At 67.1% G+C, this 13,496-nt stretch carries 12 protein-coding genes; 9 read left to right on the top strand and 3 right to left on the bottom strand.

Annotated elements, in window-relative coordinates; all coding sequences use genetic code 11:
• Positions 1 to 161: 161 nt before the first annotated feature.
• From rfbB to dctM, 9 genes are all read left to right on the top strand, one after another.
• Positions 162 to 1,223: a dTDP-glucose 4,6-dehydratase gene (rfbB, locus tag AC1G9C_RS01585; protein ID WP_122109701.1), complete on the top strand. Its 1,062-nt coding sequence runs from the start codon at positions 162 to 164 to the stop codon at positions 1,221 to 1,223.
• A 9-nt stretch (positions 1,224 to 1,232) separates the two neighbouring features.
• Positions 1,233 to 2,099 carry a glucose-1-phosphate thymidylyltransferase RfbA gene (gene rfbA / locus AC1G9C_RS01580; RefSeq protein WP_480409274.1) on the top strand — a complete coding sequence of 289 codons (867 nt, stop codon included), beginning with the start codon at positions 1,233 to 1,235 and terminating at the stop codon, positions 2,097 to 2,099.
• 2 nt (positions 2,100 to 2,101) lie between these two features.
• The gene (gene rfbC / locus AC1G9C_RS01575) at positions 2,102 to 2,650 is read left to right on the top strand and encodes a dTDP-4-dehydrorhamnose 3,5-epimerase (protein ID WP_480409273.1); all 549 of its coding nucleotides are present in this window, start codon (positions 2,102 to 2,104) and stop codon (positions 2,648 to 2,650) included.
• On the top strand, positions 2,647 to 3,510 hold the full coding sequence (rfbD, locus tag AC1G9C_RS01570; RefSeq protein ID WP_480409272.1) for a dTDP-4-dehydrorhamnose reductase: 864 nt from the start codon (positions 2,647 to 2,649) through the stop codon (positions 3,508 to 3,510). Before rfbC ends, rfbD begins: the two co-directional genes overlap by 4 nt.
• A 52-nt stretch (positions 3,511 to 3,562) precedes the next feature.
• Positions 3,563 to 5,377, top strand: a complete 1,815-nt coding sequence (locus AC1G9C_RS01565) for a sensor histidine kinase (protein WP_480409271.1) — start codon at positions 3,563 to 3,565, stop codon at positions 5,375 to 5,377.
• Positions 5,374 to 6,759 (top strand): sigma-54-dependent transcriptional regulator, encoded by a 1,386-nt coding sequence (locus tag AC1G9C_RS01560; RefSeq protein WP_021442156.1) that lies wholly within the window; start codon positions 5,374 to 5,376, stop codon positions 6,757 to 6,759. Before AC1G9C_RS01565 ends, AC1G9C_RS01560 begins: the two co-directional genes overlap by 4 nt.
• A 319-nt stretch (positions 6,760 to 7,078) precedes the next feature.
• Complete coding sequence (gene dctP, locus AC1G9C_RS01555) at positions 7,079 to 8,071, top strand: C4-dicarboxylate TRAP substrate-binding protein DctP (RefSeq protein ID WP_021442155.1); 993 nt, start codon at positions 7,079 to 7,081, stop codon at positions 8,069 to 8,071.
• A 142-nt stretch (positions 8,072 to 8,213) separates the two neighbouring features.
• Positions 8,214 to 8,843 (top strand): TRAP transporter small permease, encoded by a 630-nt coding sequence (locus tag AC1G9C_RS01550; protein WP_122109705.1) that lies wholly within the window; start codon positions 8,214 to 8,216, stop codon positions 8,841 to 8,843.
• Positions 8,840 to 10,123, top strand: a complete 1,284-nt coding sequence (gene dctM / locus AC1G9C_RS01545; protein WP_397497585.1) for a C4-dicarboxylate TRAP transporter large permease protein DctM — start codon at positions 8,840 to 8,842, stop codon at positions 10,121 to 10,123. The genes AC1G9C_RS01550 and dctM overlap by 4 nt, the downstream gene beginning before the upstream one ends.
• Positions 10,124 to 10,445: 322 nt before the next feature.
• Here dctM and AC1G9C_RS01540 read toward each other — a convergent pair whose 3' ends face one another.
• The 3 genes from AC1G9C_RS01540 to potA form a co-directional block, all read right to left on the bottom strand.
• Entirely contained in the window at positions 10,446 to 11,306 is an 861-nt protein-coding gene (locus AC1G9C_RS01540) for an ABC transporter permease subunit (protein ID WP_122109706.1), read from the bottom strand.
• Between the two features lie 82 nt (positions 11,307 to 11,388).
• Positions 11,389 to 12,270 carry an ABC transporter permease subunit gene (locus AC1G9C_RS01535; protein WP_177342867.1) on the bottom strand — a complete coding sequence of 294 codons (882 nt, stop codon included), beginning with the start codon at positions 12,268 to 12,270 and terminating at the stop codon, positions 11,389 to 11,391.
• A 23-nt stretch (positions 12,271 to 12,293) separates the two neighbouring features.
• Complete coding sequence (gene potA, locus AC1G9C_RS01530; RefSeq protein ID WP_397497584.1) at positions 12,294 to 13,448, bottom strand: polyamine ABC transporter ATP-binding protein; 1,155 nt, start codon at positions 13,446 to 13,448, stop codon at positions 12,294 to 12,296.
• Positions 13,449 to 13,496: the final 48 nt, after the last annotated feature.

The raw sequence follows: 13,496 nt of genomic DNA, 5'->3' as shown, positions 1-13,496 counted from the left end.
GGTGTACAAATTGCGCCAACGTAACGGCCGAGCCCCAGTTCCCCGAGAGTGGACACGAGAAGAGCGAAAGGTCGTCGCGCAGCCCCCGCCCCGACGCGGTTGCCTTATCATCTGCCCCCCAACAGGCCTGTCCCACCATTCATTCGCCAAGGGCACTTTCCATGCGCATCCTGATCACCGGCGGCGCCGGCTTTATCGGCTCGGCTCTGATCCGTCATCTGCTGCAGCACACCGAGCACCAGGTGCTCAATCTCGACAAGCTGACCTATGCCGGCAACCTGGAGTCGCTCGCCGAAGTGGCCGCCAGCCCGCGCTACCGCTTCGTCCAGGCCGATATCGCCGACAGCGCGCAGGTGGCGCAGACCCTGGCCGAATTCCAGCCGGATGCGATCATGCACCTGGCCGCCGAATCCCACGTCGATCGCTCCATCGACGGCCCCGCCGCCTTTATCCAGACCAATATCGTCGGCACCTACGCCCTGCTGGAAAGCACCCGCGCCTACTGGCTCGGCCTGAGCGAAGAGCGCAAGGCGACCTTCCGTTTCCACCATATCTCCACCGACGAGGTCTACGGCGACCTGCACGGCGTCGACGAGCTGTTCGTCGAAACCACCCCCTACGCGCCCAGCTCGCCCTATTCGGCGAGCAAGGCGGCCTCCGATCACCTGGTGCGCGCCTGGCAGCGCACCTACGGCCTGCCGGTGCTGATCACCAACTGCTCGAACAACTACGGCCCCTACCATTTCCCCGAGAAGCTGATCCCGCTGATGATCCTCAATGCCCTGGCGGGCAAGCCGCTGCCGGTGTACGGCAACGGCCAGCAGGTGCGCGACTGGCTCTATGTCGAAGATCACGCCCGCGCCCTGCTCAAGGTGGTGAGCGAGGGCCAGGTCGGCGAGACCTACAACATCGGCGGCCACAACGAACAGAAGAACCTCGACGTGGTGCAGGCCATCTGCGCCCTGCTGGAAGAGCTGGCCCCCAGCAAGCCGGCCGGCGTGGCACGCTACGCCGACCTGATCACCTATGTGCAGGACCGTCCTGGGCACGATCTGCGCTACGCCATCGACGCCGGCAAGATCCAGCGCGAACTGGGCTGGGTACCGCAGGAAACCTTCGCAAGCGGTCTGCGCAAGACCGTGCAGTGGTACCTGGCCAACCTCGACTGGTGCCGCCGCGTGCAGGATGGCAGCTATCAGGGTCAGCGACTCGGCGCACTCTAAGGAGCTTCAATGAAAGGCATCATCCTCGCCGGCGGTTCCGGCACCCGGCTGCACCCCATCACCCTCGGCGTGTCCAAGCAGCTGCTGCCGATCTACGACAAGCCGATGATCTACTACCCGCTGTCGGTGCTGATGCTCGCCGGCATCCGCGAGATCCTGATCATCTCCACCCCGGAAGACCTGCCCAACTTCCAGAAGATGCTCGGCGACGGCAGCCCGTTCGGCGTCCGCCTGCAGTATGCCGAGCAGCCCTCGCCGGACGGCCTGGCCCAGGCCTTCCTGATCGGCGAATCCTTTATCGGCGACGATTCGGTGTGCCTGATCCTCGGCGACAATATCTTCCACGGCCAGCACTTCACCGAGATGCTGCTGCGCGCCGCCAGCCATGACAGCGGCGCCACGGTGTTCGGCTACTGGGTCAGCGACCCCGAGCGCTTCGGCGTGGTGGAGTTCGACGCCGCCGGCAACGCCCTGTCGATCGAGGAGAAGCCGAGCCAGCCGAAGTCCAGCTACGCGGTCACCGGTCTGTACTTCTACGACAACGACGTGGTGCGCATCGCCAAGGCGGTCAAGCCCTCGCCGCGCGGCGAACTGGAGATCACCGACGTCAACAATGCCTACCTGGCGCGCGGCGACCTGCGCGTGGAGCGCTTCGGCCGCGGCTTCGCCTGGCTCGACACCGGCACCCACGACAGCCTGCTGGACGCCTCGCAGTACGTGCAGACCATCGAGCACCGCCAGGGCCTGAAGGTCGCCTGCCTGGAGGAGATCGCCTACCAGCACCGCTGGATCGACCGCGAGCAGCTGCTGCGGCGCGCCAAGGCCTTCGGCAAGACCGGTTACGGCCAGTACCTGTACAAGCTGGCGGAGGAATGAGCATGCAGGTGATCCAGACCCGTCTGCCCGAGGTGCTGATCCTCGAGCCCCAGGTGTTCGGCGACGAGCGCGGCTTCTTCTACGAGAGTTTCAATGCCCGCCGTTTCGCCGAGGCCACCGGGGTGAGCCGCGACTTCGTCCAGGACAACCATTCGCGCTCGGCCCGCGGCGTGCTGCGCGGCCTGCACTACCAGCTGCAGCAGGCCCAGGGCAAGCTGGTGCGGGTCAGCGCCGGCGAGGTCTACGACGTGGCAGTGGACCTGCGCCGCAGCTCGCCGACCTTCGGCCAGTGGGTCGGTGCTCACCTGTCGGCCGAGAACAAGCGCCAGCTGTGGGTGCCGGAAGGTTTCGCCCACGGTTTCCTGGTGCTCAGCGAGTATGCCGAGTTCCTTTACAAGACCACCGACTACTACGCCCCAGCCCATGAGCGCTGCATCCGCTGGGACGATGCCAGCCTGGCCATCGACTGGCCGCTGGATGGCCTCACCCCGCAACTGTCGGCCAAGGACCAGCAGGGCCTGAGCCTGCAGGACGCCGAGACCTTCCCATGAAGATCCTGATCAGCGGCCACACCGGCCAGGTCGCCCGCGAACTGCAACTGACCCTGCAGGGGCATGAACTGATCAGCCTGGGTCGCCAGGCCTTCGACCTGGCCCGCCCGGCCAGCCTGCGCGAGATCATCCTACGCGAGCGCCCGCAGCTGCTGATCAACGCCGCCGCCCATACCGCGGTGGATCAGGCCGAGCAGGAGCGCGAGCTGGCCTTCGCCATCAACGCCGAGGCCCCCGGCGTCATGGCGCAGGCTTGCGCCGAGCTGGGTATTCCGCTGCTGCACTACTCCACCGACTACGTGTTCGACGGCAGCAAAGACGCGCCCTACGTCGAGAGCGACGCGCCCAATCCGCTGGGCGTGTACGGCGCCAGCAAGCTGGCCGGCGAACGGGCGGTGGCGGCCAGCGGCTGCGACCACCTGATCCTGCGCACCAGCTGGGTCTACTCGCGGCACGGCAAGAACTTCCTGCTGACCATGCAGCGCCTGCTGCAGGAGCGCGACCAGCTCAAGGTGGTGGCCGACCAGATCGGCGCGCCGACCTGGGCCGGCAGCATCGCCGCCGCCACCGCCGAGCTGATCGCGGCCTGGCAGGCGGGCAACCGCCACTGGGGCACCTACCACCTGAGCTGCCAGGGCGAGACCAGCTGGTTCGGCTTCGCCCAGGCCATCGGCGAACGCCTGCGCGCCGCCGGCAGGCCCTGCGCCGAGCTGCTGGCGATCCCTTCCAGCGACTACCCGACGCCGGCGCGTCGGCCGCTCAACTCGCGCCTGGACGGCAGCAAGCTGGCGCGTGACTGGCAGGTGCGCCTGCCCGCCTGGCAGGCGGCGCTGGACGCCTGCCTGCAACGCGCGGACTGAAGGCGCCCGGCGGAATGTGCATAATGCGCCGATCATCCCGGCGCAGTTTTCCATGAGCACGACCCCCGCCTCCCCGCGACGCCCCCGCTGGCGCAGCCTGCTGCTGCTGGCGCTGCTGCTCGCGCCGCTGCTGTGGCCGGTGCACTACCTGGCCGAGCGTTACTACCGCGAGGTGCTGATCGAGCAGAACCGGCAGACCCTCGACCTCTACGTCGCCAACCTGCTCGGCACCCTGCGGCGCTACGAGGTGCTGCCGCAGATCCTCGGCGACCTGCCGGGGCTGCGCGCCGCCCTGCATGCCCCCGACGACCCCGCCGTGCTGGACAGCGCCAATCGCCTGCTGACGCGGGTGCGCGAGCAGACCGGCGCCGACGTGATCTACCTGATGACCCCGCGCGGCGTCACCCTGGCCGCCTCCAACTGGGACAAACCGGACAGCTTCGTCGCCGGCAACTTCGCCTTCCGCCCCTACTTCCGCGAGGCGCTGGCCGGGCGCCTGGGGCGCTTCTTCGGCCTCGGCACCACCTCCGGCAAGCGCGGCTACTACTTCGCCTACGCGGTGCGCGAGAACGAGCAGAACATCGGCGCGCTGGTGGTCAAGGTCGACCTCGACCACACCGAAACCCTGTGGGGCAACACCCCGGAACAGCTGCTGGTGACCGACACCAACGGCGTGGTGATCCTCACCTCGCGCCCGGACTGGCGCTTCCACGCCAGCCGCCCGCTGGATCGCGTCGAGCAGGCCGCCATCGCCGCCAACCAGCCCTACCCGACCCAGGCGCCGCCGGCGCTGAACCTCGACCCCGGCGCCTGGCTGACACAGAGCCGCGCACTGGAGGAAACCGGCTGGACGGTGAGCATCCTCGCCCCGCGCATCCTCCTCGATCGCCCGGTGCGCAGCGCCGTGGCGGTCGGCGCCGCCGCCCTGCTGGCGCTGCTGCTGCTGCTCGGTCTGCTGATGCAGCGTCGTCGCCACTACCTCGAACGCATCGCCCTCGACAGCCGCGCCAAGGCCGAACTGGAGCAGCGCGTGGCCGAACGCACGCATGACCTGGAGCTGCTCAACAGCCGCCTCAAGCAGGAGGTGCTGGAACGCGAACAGGCGCAGCAGGAACTGGTGCGCGCCCAGGACGAGCTGGTTCAGGCCGGCAAGCTGTCGGCCCTCGGCACCATGAGTGCGAGCATCAGCCACGAGCTCAATCAGCCGCTGGCGGCGATCCGCAGCTACGCCGAGAACGCCGCCACCCTGCTCGACCACCAGCGCGGCGAGGACGCCCGCGCCAACCTCAAGCTGATCAGCGAACTGACCGAGCGCATGGCCTCGATCATCGCCCATCTGCGCGCCTTCGCCCGCCGCGACCGCCACGCCCCGGAACGGGTGGCCCTGCAGCCGGCGCTGGACGACGCCCTGGCGCTGCTGGCCAAGCGTCGCCGGGCGATGGACGTGGAGCTGATCCGCGACCTGCCGGATGCCACCCTGTGGGTCCAGGCCGGCGAGACGCGCCTGCGCCAGGTGCTCGGCAACCTGCTCGGCAACGCCCTCGACGCCCTGGTCGCCAAGGCGCCGCCGCGACGCATCTGGATCAGTGCCCGGCAGCAGGACGACCAGCTCGAACTGCTGCTGCGCGACAATGGCCCGGGCTTCTCGACCGAATCCCTGGCCCGCGCCCGCGAACCCTTCTTCACCACCAAGACCAGCGCCCAGGGCCTGGGGCTTGGCCTGGCCATCTGCGACAGCCTGATGCGCGCCCTGGGCGGCGAGCTGCTGCTGGCCAACCACCCGGACGGCGGCGCCCTGATCACCCTGCGCCTGCGCCTCGCCAGCCCCGGCGTCAACCTGCAACCCCCGGAGGACCCCTCGCCATGACCAGCGACAGCGCCATCGACAGCCGCACCCAGGTTCTGCTGATCGACGACGACGCCCACCTGCGCCAGGCACTCAGCCAGACCCTCGACCTGGCCGGACTCAAGGTGCTCAGCCTGGGCGACGCCCAGGGCCTGGCCGCGCGTATTCCGGCCGGCTGGCCGGGGGTGGTGGTCAGCGACATCCGCATGCCCGGCATCGACGGCCTGCAGCTGCTCGCCCAGCTGCGCGAGCGCGACGCCGAACTGCCGGTGCTGCTGATCACCGGCCACGGCGACGTGCCGCTGGCGGTGCAGGCGATGCGCGCCGGCGCCTACGATTTCCTGGAAAAGCCCTTCGCCAACGACGACCTGCTCGACAGCGTGCGCCGCGCCCTCGATCTGCGCCGCCTGGTGCTGGACAACCGCAGCCTGCGCCTGGCGCTGACCGATCGCCAACAGCTGGCCGGGCGCCTGGTCGGCCAGTCGCCGGCGATGCAGCGCCTGCGCGAGCAGATCGGCGCGCTGGCCGGAATCGCCACCGACGTGTTGATCCTCGGCGAGACCGGTGCCGGCAAAGAGGTGGTGGCGCGCGCCCTGCACGACCTGTCCAGCCGCCGCGACGGCCCCTTCGTCGCCATCAACGCCGGCGCCCTGGCCGAGTCGGTGGTGGAAAGCGAGCTGTTCGGCCACGAGGCCGGCGCCTTCACCGGCGCGCAGAAACGCCGCATCGGCAAGTTCGAGTTCGCCAACGGCGGCACCCTGTTCCTCGACGAGATCGAGAGCATGAGCCTGGACGTGCAGGTCAAGCTGCTGCGCCTGCTGCAGGAACGGGTGGTCGAACGCCTCGGCGGCAACCAGCTGATCCCGCTGGACATTCGCGTCATCGCCGCGACCAAGGAAGACCTGCGCCAGGCCGCCGATGCCGGACGCTTCCGCGCCGACCTCTACTACCGGCTGAACGTCGCGCCGCTGTCCATCCCGCCGCTGCGCGAGCGCGGCGAGGACGCCCTGCTGCTGTTCCAGCACTTCGCCGAGGGCGCCACCGCGCGCCACGGCCTGCCGCCCCGCGAACTGCAGCCGGGACAGCGCGCACTGCTGCTGCGCCACCCCTGGCCGGGCAACGTGCGCGAGCTGCAGAACGCCGCCGAGCGCTTCGCCCTCGGCCTGGAGCTGGCGCTGGACAGCAACGCGCCGAACCTGCCGCCGGTCAGCGGCGGCCTCGGTGAACAGGTCGAAGCCTTCGAGCGGGCGCTGATCGCCGCCGAACTCAGCCGCCCGCACGGCTCGCTGCGCAGCCTGGCCGAGGCCCTCGGCCTGCCGCGCAAGACCCTGCACGACAAATTGCGCAAGCACGGCCTGCATTTCTCCGGCGCTGGCGGAAGCTCGCCAGAGGACTTCGACTGACTGGCGAGAAACCGCCAACGCCAGCCTCGCCCACCGCCATTTGCAGCCGCCGGCCGCCGGCGCCGGCCGCTCACGCAACGCCAGACAGGCCCCTGACCACGGGCCCTGGCGCCTTCCCCCCGACTTACCGCGCGATCGCCTAGGGCAGCCTGGCACAAGGGTTGCTCTAGGCAATGCCCAAGCGAACCCACAAGTACAAGTCCAGGCCTCGCTGCCCTCAGCCGGCGTTTTCGCCCAAGCCGCCTAGACTTGCTCTTGTCCGTTCGTCAGCAGCGCCCCTGGCGCCAATGCGATAAACACAACAAGAGGAAGCATCCGCATGTTCAAACTGACTGCCAAGGCGCTGGCTTGCGCCCTGTCCCTGTCCATCGCCGGCATGGCCCAGGCCGCCGACCCCATTGTCATCAAGTTCTCCCACGTGGTTGCCGAGCACACCCCGAAAGGTCAGGGTGCGCTGCTGTTCAAGCAACTGGCCGAAGAGCGCCTGGGCGACAAGGTGCGCGTGGAGGTCTACCCGAACTCCTCGCTGTTCGGCGACGGCAAGGAAATGGAAGCGCTGCTGCTCGGCGACGTGCAGATCATCGCCCCGTCGCTGGCCAAGTTCGAGCACTACACCAAGCAGATCCAGATCTTCGACCTGCCGTTCCTGTTCGACGACATGGCCGCGGTCGACCGCTTCCAGAAGGGCCCGGAAGGCCAGAAGCTGCTGACCTCCATGACCGACAAGGGCATCACCGGCCTGGGCTACTGGCACAACGGCCTCAAGCAGCTGTCGGCCAACAAGGCGCTGCTCGAGCCCAAGGATGCCCGCGGCCTGAAGTTCCGCGTACAGGCTTCCGCGGTGCTGGAAGAGCAGTTCAAGGCGGTGCGCGCCAACCCGCGCAAGATGAGCTTCGCCGAGGTCTACCAGGGCCTGCAGACCGGCGTGGTCAACGGTGCCGAGAACCCCTACTCGAACATCTACAGCCAGAAGATGCACGAGGTGCAGAAGTTCATCACCGAGTCCAACCACGGCCTGCTCGACTACATGGTGATCACCAACACCAAGTTCTGGGACGGTCTGCCGGCGGACGTGCGTGACGAGCTGAGCAAGATCATGGCCGAGGTCACCGTCGAGGTGAACAAGCAGGCCGACGCCCTCAACGAAGGCGACAAGCAGCGCATCCTCGAGGCCGGCACCACCGAAATCCTCACCCTGACCCCGGAGCAGCGTGCCCTGTGGCGCGACGCCATGCAGCCGGTGTGGAAGAAGTTCGAAGGCGAGATCGGTGCCGACCTGATCAAAGCCGCTCAGGCCGCCAACCAGCAGTAAGGCCGGAGAGCCGTAGGGTGGGCGACGCCGCGACTAGCGCCAGCCCACCGCGATGCCCACTGGGCATCGCCACGCTGCAACCGGTGGGTCGGCCGCACATGGCCGCCCCGCCCTACGCCCTTTCCATTCGGGAGAACCGACCATGAACGCCTTGCGGCGCGTCTGGGAGCACTTCGAGGAAGGCTTTATCGCCTTTCTCCTGGCGGCCATGACGCTGATCACCTTCGTCTACGTGATCCTCAACAACCTCTACACCGTTTTCTACTGGCTGGGCGACAGCTTCGGCGGCAACGAGTTTCTGCTCGGCATCGGCGACGCCATCCTCGACATGGCCCAGGCGATGACCTGGAGCAACGCACTGACCAAGGCCCTGTTCGGCTGGCTGATCTTCTTTGGCCTGGCCTACGGCGTGCGCACCGCCGGCCATATCGGCGTCGACGCCCTGGTCAAACTGGCCAGCCGGCCGGTGCAACGCGCCATCGGCATCGTCGCCTGCCTGTGCTGCCTGGGCTACGCCGGGCTGATCGCGGTCGGCAGCTTCGACTGGGTACGCACCCTGTTCATCGCCGGCATCGGTGCCGAAGACCTCGGCCACTACGGCATCCAGCAATGGCATATCGCGATGATCGTGCCCTTCGGCTACGCCATGGTGTTCGTCCGCTTCCTGGAAATCTTCGTGCGCATCCTGCGCAACGAGCAGACCGGCCTGGGCCTGGCCGACGAAGCCGCCGACGCCCTGAAGATCAATGAGCACGAGGAGCCCAAGCAATGACCGTTCTGTTCCTCTTCCTCCTGCTGTTCCTGCTGATGTTCATCGGCGTGCCGATCGCCGCCTCGCTCGGCCTGGCCGGCTCGGTCACCATCATGCTGTTCAGCCCCGACTCGGTGCGTTCGCTGGCGATCAAGCTGTTCGAGACCAGCGAGCACTACACCCTGTTGGCGATTCCGTTCTTCCTCCTGTCCGGCGCCTTCATGACCACCGGCGGCGTGGCCAAGCGCCTGATCGACTTCGCCAACGCCTGTGTCGGCCATATCCGTGGCGGCCTGGCCATCGGCGCGGTGCTGGCGTGCATGCTGTTCGCCGCACTGTCGGGCTCCTCGCCGGCCACCGTGGCCGCGGTCGGCTCGATTGCCATCGCCGGCATGGTGCGCTCGGGCTACCCGCAGGCGTTCGGCGCCGGCATCGTGTGCAACGCCGGTACCCTGGGCATCCTGATTCCGCCGTCGATCGTGATGGTGGTGTACGCCGCTGCTACCGAGCAGTCGGTGGGCAAGCTGTTCATGGCCGGGGTGATCCCCGGGATCATGCTCGGCGTGGCACTGATGGTGGCGATCTACATAGTCGCAAGGGTCAAGAAGCTGCCGGCCCTGCCGCGCGCCAGCCTGCGCGAATGGCTGCGTTCGGCGCGTGAGGCGATCTGGGGCCTGTCGCTGATGGTGATCATCCTCGGCGGTATCTACAGCGGCATGTTCACCCCCACCGAGGCCGCGGCCGTGGCCGCGGTGTACGCCGGCTTCGTCGCCCTGTTCATCTACAAGGACCTGACCTGGCGCGAATGCCCGAAGGTACTGCTGGAGTCCGGCAAGCTGACCATCATGCTGATGTTCATCATCGCCAACGCCATGCTCTTCGCCCACGTGCTGACCACCGAGCAGATCCCGCAGACCATCACCGCCTGGGTGGTCGACCTCGGCCTGCAGCCCTGGCAGTTCCTGCTGGTGGTGAACATCGTGCTGCTGATCGCCGGCGCCTTCATGGAACCCTCGGCGATCATCCTGATCCTCGCGCCGATCCTGTTCCCCATCGCCATGCAGTTGGGCATCGACCCGATCCACCTGGGCATCATCATGGTGGTGAACATGGAGATCGGTTTGATCACCCCACCGGTGGGGCTCAACCTGTTCGTCACCTCGGCGGTGACCGGCATGCCGCTGACCCACGTGATCCGCGCCGCCCTGCCGTGGCTGATGATGCTGATCGGCTTCCTCATGGTGATCACCTACATCCCGGCCGTGTCCCTGGCCCTGCCGAACTGGCTGGGCATGAGCTAGGCCGCATCCACGCTGCTACTTTGGTACTTTGTGTACCCACTCCGCCCGGCCTTAGCGCCGGGCTTTTTTTGTCTTGGCGCAAGGCTGCCCGCGGCCTGGGCGGCCCCGCGACATCCGCCAGCGGGTGCGCTACGCCGCGGTACAGCCCCGTAGGGTGGGCTTCAGCCCACCGACGGTGGTCAGCGTGGGCTAGGGCGGATCGCCGCCCGGCACAGCCTACAAGACCCCCGAGCCTGCCCTGGAGCGCCTGGCCACAGCTAACTCAGACACAGCCATAAAAAACGGGCCCATCGGGCCCGTTTTTTATCGCGCTAGCGGTCGTTTAGCTGCGGCTAGCGGCCGGCTGCCAGACGGTCTCGTCCATGGCCTGCTGCAGGGCCTTCTTGCGCCGCTCCTCGGCGCGCTGGGCGAAGAACCAGGCGAGGAAGGTGGCGAAGGACACCGCCAGCAGGATCAGGCTGGCCACCGCGTTGATCTCAGGCTTCACCCCCAGGCGCACGGCGGAGAAGATCTCCATCGGCAGGGTGGTGGAGCCGGGACCGGAGACGAAGCTGGCCAGCACCAGGTCGTCCAGCGACAGGGCGAAGGACATCATCGCCCCGGCCGCCAGCGACGGCGCGATCATCGGCACGGTGATCAGGAAGAACACCTTCCACGGCTTGGCGCCCAGGTCCATGGCCGCCTCCTCGATGGACAGATCCAGCTCGCGCAGGCGCGCCGACACCACCACCGCCACGTAGGCCGAGCAGAAGGTGGTGTGGGCGATCCAGATGGTGGTCATGCCGCGCTGCGCCGGCCAGCCGATCAGCTGCGCCATCAGCACGAACAGCAGCAGCAGCGACAGACCGGTGATCACCTCGGGCATCACCAGCGGCGCGGTGACCAGGCCGCCGAACAGGGTGCGGCCCTTGAAGTGGGTGACCCGGGTCAGCACGAAGGCCGCCAGGGTGCCCAGCGCCACCGCGGCGATGGCGGTGTAGCAGGCAATCTCCAGCGAGCGCATCACCGAGTTCATCAGCTGGGTGTTGTCGAGCAGGCCGACGTACCACTTCACCGACCAGCCGCCCCACACCGTCACCAGCCGCGAAGCGTTGAACGAGTAGATCACCAGGATGACCATGGGCAGGTAGATGAACAGCAGGCCGGCCCAGAGCATGATGTTGGAGAAACTGAAACGCTTCATGGCCGTCCCTCCAGCTCTTTGGCCCCGACTCTGGTTGGAAAGCCGGTTGAACAGAATGCTGGGCTCAATGTGATTGAACGAATCATGGCCGGCCCTCCAGCTCTTTCGCCTGGTTACGGTTGAACAGAATGATGGGCACGATCAGGATCGCCAGCATCACCACCGCCAGGGCCGAGGCCACCGGCCAGTCGCGGTTGTTGAAGAACTCCTGCCACAGCACCTTGCCGATCATCAGGGTCTCCGGGCCGCCGAGCAGTTCGGGGATGACGAACTCGCCGACCACCGGAATGAACACCAGCATGGAGCCGGCGATGATGCCGTTCTTCGACAGCGGCACGGTGATCTTCCAGAAGTTGTTGAAGTTGCTCGAACCCAGGTCGGAGGCGGCCTCCAGCAGGCTGAGGTCGTGCTTCACCAGGTTGGCGTAGAGCGGCAGGATCATGAACGGCAGGTAGGAGTAGACCACGCCGATATAGACCGCCACGTTGGTGTTGAGGATCTGCAGCGGCGTGTCGATCAGGCCGATGCCCATCAGCAGGCTGTTGAGCAGGCCGTTGTTGCCGAGAATGCCCATCCAGGCATAGACGCGGATCAGGATCGCGGTCCAGGTCGGCATCATGATCAGCAGCAGCAGCACCGTCTGGTGTTCCTTCGGCGCGCGGGCGATGGCGTAGGCCATCGGATAGCCGATCAGCAGGCACAGCAGGGTGCTGAAGAAGGCGACCTGCAGCGAGCCGAGGTAGGCCGACAGGTACAGCGCGTCCTCGGTGAGGAAGATGTAGTTGCCCAGGTTCAGCACGATCTGCAACTGGTTGTTGGCCCAGCTGTAGATCTCGGTGTAGGGCGGAATCGCCACGTCGGCTTCGGCGAAGCTGATCTTCAGCACGATGACGAAGGGCAACAGGAAGAACAGGAACAACCAGAGGAAGGGGATGCCGATCACGGCATGCCGCCCGCTGGGCAGGTAGCGCGAGAGTTTGGCCAGTTTCATGATTGCAGTACCACGCCGCTGTCGTCTTCCCAGTACACCACCACCGGATCGTCCCAGGTCGGGCGCTTGCCGCGGCGCTCGGCGTTGGCGATGAAGCACTGCACGATCTGCCCGGAGGTGAGTTTGACGTGGTACACCGAGTGGCCGCCGAGGTAGGCGATGTCGTGCACGTGGCCGCGGCTCCAGTTGTACTCGGGGTGCTCGTGATCGGCCGGCAGCTCGCTGGCCATCAGCAGTTTTTCCGGGCGCAGGGCGTAGCTGACCTTCTTGTCCTCGGCGCGGGTGGTGACGCCGTGGCCGATGTAGATCGGCTTGTCCAGCTGCGGGCAGTCGATGATCGCGTGGTCGGCCTCGTCGCTGCTGATCTGCCCGTCGAACAGGTTGACGCTGCCGATGAACTCGCACACCAGGCGGCTGGCCGGGGTCTCGTAGATGTCCACCGGGCTGCCGGTCTGGGCGATCCAGCCCAGGTGCATGATGGCGATGCGCTGGGCCATGGTCATGGCCTCTTCCTGGTCGTGGGTGACCATCACGCAGGTCACGCCGACCCGCTCGATGATCTCCACCAGCTCCAGCTGCATCTGCGAACGCAGCTTCTTGTCCAGCGCGCCCATCGGCTCGTCGAGCAGCAGCAGCTTGGGCCGCTTGGCCAGCGAACGGGCCAGGGCCACGCGCTGACGCTGGCCGCCGGACAGCTGGTGCGGCTTGCGCTTGGCGTACTGGCTCATGTGCACCAGCTTGAGCATCTCGGCCACCCGCGCCTCGATCTCGGCCTTGGGCAGGCCGTCCTGCTTGAGGCCGAAGGCGATGTTGTCGGCCACGCTCATGTGCGGGAACAGCGCGTAGGACTGGAACATCATGTTGATCGGCCGCTGGTACGGCGGCATGTCGGTGATGTCGACGCCATCGAGGATGATGCGCCCGGAGGTGGGCCGCTCGAAGCCGGCGAGCATGCGCAGCAGGGTCGACTTGCCCGAGCCGGAACCACCGAGCAGGGCGAAGATTTCGCCCTTGTTGATGGTCAGCGAGACGTCGTCGACCGCCACGGTCTCGTCGAATTTCTTGGTCACCCGATCGATCTTGACCAGCACCTCTTTCGGTGTCTGGTCCCCCTCGAGGGCTTTTTTGTAGGCGCTGGAGGCAACAGCCATTTAGGAAAACTCCCGGAAGTAACGCCCGACCCCTGCGGCCGGGCGGGA

The sequence above is a fragment of the Pseudomonas sp. ABa2 genome (assembly GCF_056676075.1).
The sequence above is the reverse complement of the archived record's forward strand: the minus strand, read 5'-3'. Positions and strand labels throughout refer to the sequence as shown.